The sequence below is a fragment of the Endomicrobiales bacterium genome (genome assembly GCA_023228045.1).
Classification (GTDB): domain Bacteria; phylum Elusimicrobiota; class Endomicrobiia; order Endomicrobiales; family JALOBY01; genus JALOBY01.
The window spans coordinates 1-6520 of sequence record JALOBY010000035.1 but is presented as its reverse complement, the minus strand read 5'-3'; the positions used below and the strand labels follow the sequence as shown (position 1 = coordinate 6520).

Sequence of the window (6520 nt, the reverse complement as noted above, 5' to 3'; positions counted from 1 at the left end):
CCTCTTGAATTTTTTTTAACTCATTTTTATCAAGTTGTTTTGTTGGGTCTTGTTGCATGGCATGAGCCAGTTGAAATGAACAAAGAAAAACTGTGACAAGCATACATAGTTTCATAAGACCTCCAATATTAGGTGGTTTTGTTATTTATTTTACAAAGTATCTGTCGCTCCTCTTTTCATATACTCATTAATTTTATGTATGGTAATCCCGATTAAGCTTAAAATTCCACCCAAACTTATCATTGCCGGAAATCCAAGAAACCCGACTAGAAAGTACAATGTCATATCATTATCATATTGTTGCTGACAAAAAGTTGTCATGTTGTTTTTCATGAGTTCCATAAGACATGTTTCATTGAAAGTAGAATTTGAAGTTATGCCGTCTAAATGTTTGTGTACCATTGGTATGCCAGCATAAGTATGTGCGATAATACCTACCATTGCGAGAGTCCACAAAGATATCCCTGTCAATATTAGTATTACAACCACAAAGGAGATGGGCTGCCAGTTTATTCTATCTACATATGCATCCATAAATTTGGTGTGTATTTTTTTGAAAAAGGACGGGGAAAGTTCTTTGATTTCTATTTGTTTTTCAGTTGACACAGTGTTGGTTATCTTTGGTATCACTTCATCAACTGTTATATGATTTTCTTTTTCTATGGAAATAACAATGATTTTAGAGATTTTGTTTTCAGAATCCTCTTGTAGCTTTTGATTCTGCAGGGCTACCTGTACAATTGAACTTATTTGATCTCCAATATTTTCATTTGGTTTTATTTGGGCAACTGTAATCTTTGTCTTATCAACAATTTTTTGAATTTCTTTTAACTCTTGTTCATTGGGCTGATGTGGTTTTTCTTGTTGCATGGCATGTGCCAGTTGGAATGAATAAACAATGGCTACGACGAACATATATAGTTTCATAAAACCTCCCTTTTTTATGGCCATCATGCTAGCAGCTTTGCACTAAGATCATGTATCTTTCAATAATTATTGATTTTTACCTTAACCCTCCTGTACGTTTAAAATATAAATTAAGATTTACCTAAGGGGGGTATATGGGAACCGGGGGGTTTTTAAAACAGAGCGCTGCGCTGTGCGTGGCGCTCTTCGTATGTCAACACTTTATGTGGCAGGCGCTCAAATCAAAACAAATAGAAGTTGCAATTGTCGATACCGCCGAACGCGAAGAATGGATCTACAAACCATTTGTCGATTCATTAAAAAACACAGGGTGCCATGTAACCTACAAATCGCTGGACGATATTATCGATCAAACCTCTGCCCATCTGTCCTTGGCAAAATATAATGCCGTATTTTTTGTTTTAAGTTTGGGCTTTTTAAACTCCATCAATCAATCGCATTTGTGTTCAAAAGTGCTTAGCTTGATGCACAACTACGCCATGCTGGCTGGAAAAGTTGTTGGCATAGTGCTTCCTCCCATTTTTACTCAAGCACGAGATCAGCTCCTTTTACAATGTGCGCCGCTGCTTAATGCTTTGGGTATAGAAAAAAATCTGGTTTATGGTGATTTTGCTTGGCAACAACTTGGGCTAACTTTTGAAACAGAACGTGAAAAAGCACAAAAAAACTTTTTGTGGCTGCTCAAATTTTTTATGACGCATCCACTCGAAACACGTCCCATTGGTTATCATACAACGCTCAGCGCTCCTCACCGTGGTGTAGATTTTTTATCAAGCATGGCAAGTAAAAGTGAACTATGCGCCAGTGACGGCTTGTTTTTACTTCCTTTGGCCTGTAATGACGTTGATGGCATTGTGCAGCAAACATTGCCTTATGGCATGTACTGGTTTAATGAAAAATATAAAAATCATGTTTTTTTTACTTACTCATCAGCGCTTTCTTTTGCCGGTATTGTAGAAAATTTTCATGTCTGTCCCATTGATATTGCCCTGCGTGACCAAATGCTTGAACTTGTCCAGCGCATGACCGGCCAAGTGATGCAGTTTGCCCAGCTGAAGTCTAAAAAAGATGTATGCGATTTTGGCAGGAAAATAGTCAATTACCCAGCCGAGCCAAAAAGATTTCCGGGCATTGTTTTTGAGGAAGCATTTTATCCTACGGCAAAAGCACGCAAAATTGCGTGGATGGATATGGATGTTTTTTATAGTGATGATGTAAAAGGTCCTTGGAAAGGACAAGACCGAGAAAAAGCGCGTCAAGACCTCATTGATTATGTATATGAGGCAAAGCTTGATGCTTTGTGGCTTACGATCAATCCACAGATGTATTATAGCTTTCGCGCTCGTTTGCCTGGAGCTGAAAAACTTAAACAATTTTGGGATGCACTTGAATGTTGTGCTCAACAAATCAAGCAAGGTGCCAATCGTCACAATGGTAAAATACCAAGCATTTTAATTGGGTATGAAATTGCAAACAACATTTATGCTCCGCATTTACCCAAACGCTGCGCTGTTGATATGTTTGAACAAGTGTATCAAGACTTGCCGTCGCCCATTGATCAGACATTCTGGGAAACAGAAGTTGCAAAACCACTACATGTTTTTGTTAAAGAATGGAACAGTCGTCCGATATTAAAACAAGTTACTTTGGGCGGCGTGGTAATCGATCTTGAAATGTATTGTCGCAAAAAGTCCGGTATGTTTTTAACATCAATGAGCTATGACGCTGCAACGTTTAACAAATTTATGTCATTGCGCGACGGAAAAAAAAGTAACAAAGTTCCACGTCGAGATCGCATATTGCGTTTGATGCAAGTAAAAGGCGGTAATTTGTATTACAGGTACTTGGAACAAGAAGCAGAAAAAATTGGAAAATATTTGCAAAAATCGTTTGTTCAGGTGCTTGGCAATCCGCTCATCATGTGTTATCTGCCACAAATTAGTGTGTCGTGGTTTTATAAAGGATTGTATAAGGGGCTGGCTGCTGGTTACAAAGACCCACTTTATTTATTGACGTTTAACAGCGCTTTTGCTGAGCATGCGCCATGGTTTGTAAAAAATAAAATTCCGGTTAATCATGCATCGGTAATGATGCTTTCAAAGTTTGAAAAGCATGCTGATTTTGATATTGCCAAAAGGCTTGGCCGTCGTCATCCCACACTTTGGTTTAACAAATTTTCTCGGTTTGTTGATTTGAAGGGGGTGGCAGGCTGGACGAATATCGAACAGCCTGCCATTGGAGAGGATGCTTATCACGAACTTGCCGAATATATCGGCACGTTATAGCGGTTTGGTGTAATTGGTAATTTCTTGTCTGTCTTTGATGGTTTGATTTAATACTTCGTTAAAAATATCAAGCGTAAGCGTGTTGTTGCTTGTTCGAGTAAATGTTTTATTAAACATTTCTTCATGAATCATCGATTCAAGTTCTCGGCCAGAAATGCCTTCTGTTTGCGCGGCGGCTTGATTAATGACCGCATCGTTAATGTCTGGCGACATGTTTTTAATATATTTCTTTAAATAAAGCTGTATGAGCTTAATGCGTTCATCCATGCCTGGCAGTGGTACTAATTTTTTCATGTTAAATCGTGTTTTCAGTGCAATATCCAGTTCACGGTTCGATGCAGCAACCACCATGGTTAATGGTGATAAATTTGATAATTCAACAAGCAGGGCGTTGAAGATGGCGATCTTTTTCGAATCGGTCATGCCGTTACGATTGCTTGCAAATGTATCTATTTCGTCAATAAAAATCATGGTTGGACGTGTAACTTCAAACTGTTCGTGGATGAGCCGGATTGCATCTTGTTCTGAATATTGGCAAAAACGATCTGCAGATGTTTTCATAAAATCCATACCAGACCATTCAGCCAAGTTATTAGCCAAGTGTGTTTTACCTGTTCCAGAAGGGCCGTAAAGCAACAATCGAGGATAGAGCATCATATCTTGATCTTTTTTTGCTGCTTTATTGTGGCTTGTAATTTTGCGAACCATTTCGGCAAGTTCTTTCATTTCAGCTTCAAGTTTTGGTGGGAAAACAATTGATTCTTCAAATTTGATAGGTGGTTGTTTGCCCAAAAGAAATGCTGGCAAAATTGTTTCTGCAATGCGTCGCACTAAGCTTTTATATTTTTCTTGGCTTGCAAGTTTTGGTTGGGCGGCAATAATTTTGTTGAGCCATCTAAAGATAAACTTTGCTCCGTAATATGTTGTTACAATGCCTGCAACGGCCAAAATGATAATCAGTGTGACTTTAAGCAAATTGTCTTTATCCAAAAATTTGAAAAAGGCTTCAATCTGTTTTTCTGCAGTTTTGATGATTGCATCGTTTTTAATTTCCTGTGTAACCGCAGCATTTACAGCAGCTTCTTCAATTCTTGTTTGGTGTAAGGCTTTGTTTTTTTCAATTTCTAAGTATGTTTTTAACCCAACATCGAAGACACCAGTAACAAAATTACCAGCATTTTTTGCGGCTTCGCGTTCATATTTAGATTCTTCGTGAAGTTGCTCTATTTGTTTAAGTTTGATTTCTTTTCTTATTTTGTAATCTTCACTTCCAGGACTGTATTGGTTAGTGAGATTTTCTAGCTCATTTTCAAGGCGTGTAATCTTTGCCTGGTTAGTATCACTGGTAGTTTTGTATGACAGGTCCATGTCGTTGATTATATCAAGAAATTTTTGGGGCATTATATTGTTTGGGTTAAAATTGGGCTGTTTGTTTTTGGCCATCAATCCTGTGCATGCACCGCACAAAGCGATGAAAAAGAAAATTCTTTTTATTGTAATCATAATTATCCTTGTCTTAGGTTTTTATTTTTATTATTTACTTGTTGGTATGCGTTATAAAATTGTTTTCCCTTGGCAAAAAGTTCTGGTGTTGCCAGCACAACTCTTGTTACTGTTTTGCAAACGTTCAAACTTGTTGTTTTATTTATCATCCAAGGCAAAAAGCTTGTTTGGATAGACTGCCGAGCAAGTTGTACAAAGGTTTCTTCTTGTTCGCTGGCCTGTTGTTGTTGATTATTTTTTATTAGTTCACTTTGTTTTGTTTTTAACTGTTCGATTGCTGCCTGATTTTTTTCTATGAATTTTGCAATAAGTGGCTTGATGACTACTTTTTTGTAATACACAAGAAAGATATAGAGCGCCACAATGTCTTCGGTAAGCATGTACCAAAAGCTTTCAGTCCATGCAGGAAGCAGGTTAAGACCTTTAAAAATTGAATGAGATATATTTCCAAGGCCTTGTGGTGTTGCACAAAGAGCGGCACTTTTTGGAATAAATGCGCTGATAATCGATGCAACAGGAATGGGATTTTCAACTTTTATACCTTTAAAGGTGGCTTTGATATCAAATTTATATTTCTCTTCACCAATCAAATAACGATCATGAGCAAAAGTGGTTATGCGAGCTCCGATTATATACATGATGAGTGGTGTGATGATCGAAGGGGGAATAGTTAAAAAAGAAAAATACGAGGTACTTGGCGTTTGTAAGATTTTTTCAATCTCGCTGGTGAGTAAAGCTTGTGTTGCGATTTTATAAAACCAATATTCAAGTCCCCAGTTTGCTGCCAAATGGGTGAGTTTCATCCAGTCGCTATGGTAAAAGCCTATTGGAATTTCGATCGGTTGGATCGCGATAGAAAAGTTATATAAAAGTTTATTATTAAACTCGCGTTGTTTTTGTTGCGCGATTTCATCGGATTGATGGGTTTTGTCGGTTGTTGTTCTAAGGTATTATTAAGGTCATCAAGCGAAGGATATATGTTCGTTTGAGTTTGTGTTTGCGTTAACGTTTCCGTCATGCAGACCAGTGGCCTGGTGGCAATCAGGAAGAAAAAAAATGCCAGTGATATTTTTCGCAAAAACATTATAAACATCCTCTCTCAAACTTTTTTATATTTTCTATTTAGAATTATTCCAATTATAACTCTAAAAATAATTATCATAAGAAATATTTTTTTAGTGGCCTTTTTTTATCAAAAGCTTGATTTGTTACAGCCAGTCGTGTTTTCTGTGTGTAACATTGCTTGCTGTAATGTTTGGTTTTGACTCGCCGGAATGCTTGTGTAGAATGTGGTGGAATTACCGTTCGGCTCTATCCTTCGATACACTGACCGCTCGTCCTGAGTATTTTGCGAAGCAAAATGTATCGAAGGATGCGGTCAGCACTCAGGATGAGCGAAGTCGAATTCATATCGAACGGATAAGGTGATGAATAGAAAAAAACTTAAATTTTTAAAGGATTTGTATGATCTATGATTTAATTATTATCGGCTCTGGGCCTGCTGGTTTGACAGCTGGAATCTACGCTTCGCGTGCAAAGTTACAAGTAGTATTGTTGGAAGGTCCGCAACCTGGTGGGCAGCTCACGACAACAACGACCATTGAAAATTGGCCGGGGGAGCAATCGATAGATGGTTCTGAGTTGATGATGAAAATGATGGATCATGCACGGCAGAGTGGATGCGTGTTTGTTTCAGAAAATGCTACCCGTGTTGAGTTTGGGCAAAAGCCGTTTAAAGTTTTTACCGATAGCGGCAAAGAACTGGTTGGTAATGCAGTTATTGTTGCAACGGGCGCTGTGAATAA

5 protein-coding genes are annotated in these 6520 nt (G+C 37.9%); 2 read left to right on the top strand and 3 right to left on the bottom strand.

The features are described from left to right. Nucleotides 1-150: 150 nt before the first annotated feature. A complete protein-coding gene (locus M0Q46_06545) occupies nucleotides 151-927 on the bottom strand; it encodes a hypothetical protein (protein MCK9583251.1) in 777 nt (258 codons plus the stop codon). A 134-nt stretch (nucleotides 928-1061) separates the two neighbouring features. Here M0Q46_06545 and M0Q46_06540 point away from each other — a divergent pair, with 134 nt between their 5' ends. Beyond that, the gene (locus tag M0Q46_06540) at nucleotides 1062-3212 is read left to right on the top strand and encodes a hypothetical protein (GenBank protein ID MCK9583250.1); all 2151 of its coding nucleotides are present in this window, start codon (nucleotides 1062-1064) and stop codon (nucleotides 3210-3212) included. Here M0Q46_06540 and M0Q46_06535 read toward each other — a convergent pair. Together M0Q46_06535 and M0Q46_06530 are read right to left on the bottom strand one after the other, a co-directional pair. After that, nucleotides 3207-4715, bottom strand: coding sequence for an AAA family ATPase (locus M0Q46_06535; protein ID MCK9583249.1), 1509 nt, complete (start codon nucleotides 4713-4715; stop codon nucleotides 3207-3209). The two genes, M0Q46_06540 and M0Q46_06535, sit on opposite strands and share 6 nt — an antisense overlap. Before the next feature lie 2 nt (nucleotides 4716-4717). Beyond that, nucleotides 4718-5518 carry a hypothetical protein gene (locus tag M0Q46_06530; GenBank protein MCK9583248.1) on the bottom strand — a complete coding sequence of 267 codons (801 nt, stop codon included), beginning with the start codon at nucleotides 5516-5518 and terminating at the stop codon, nucleotides 4718-4720. Nucleotides 5519-6179: 661 nt separating this feature from the next. On the opposite strand from M0Q46_06530, the gene M0Q46_06525 reads away from it, so the two are divergent. After that, the coding region (locus tag M0Q46_06525) for an FAD-dependent oxidoreductase (protein ID MCK9583247.1) at nucleotides 6180-6520 on the top strand (341 nt) is incomplete at its 3' end.

Bases quoted from the DNA above. Each gene is read 5' to 3' on its own strand.
- M0Q46_06530 (MCK9583248.1), bottom strand. From the start codon at position 5,518: ATGAAACTCACCCATTTGGCAGCAAACTGGGGACTTGAATATTGGTTT.
- M0Q46_06540 (MCK9583250.1), top strand. From the start codon at position 1,062: ATGGGAACCGGGGGGTTTTTAAAACAGAGCGCTGCGCTGTGCGTGGCG.
- M0Q46_06545 (MCK9583251.1), bottom strand. From the start codon at position 927: ATGAAACTATATATGTTCGTCGTAGCCATTGTTTATTCATTCCAACTG.
- M0Q46_06535 (MCK9583249.1), bottom strand. From the start codon at position 4,715: ATGATTACAATAAAAAGAATTTTCTTTTTCATCGCTTTGTGCGGTGCA.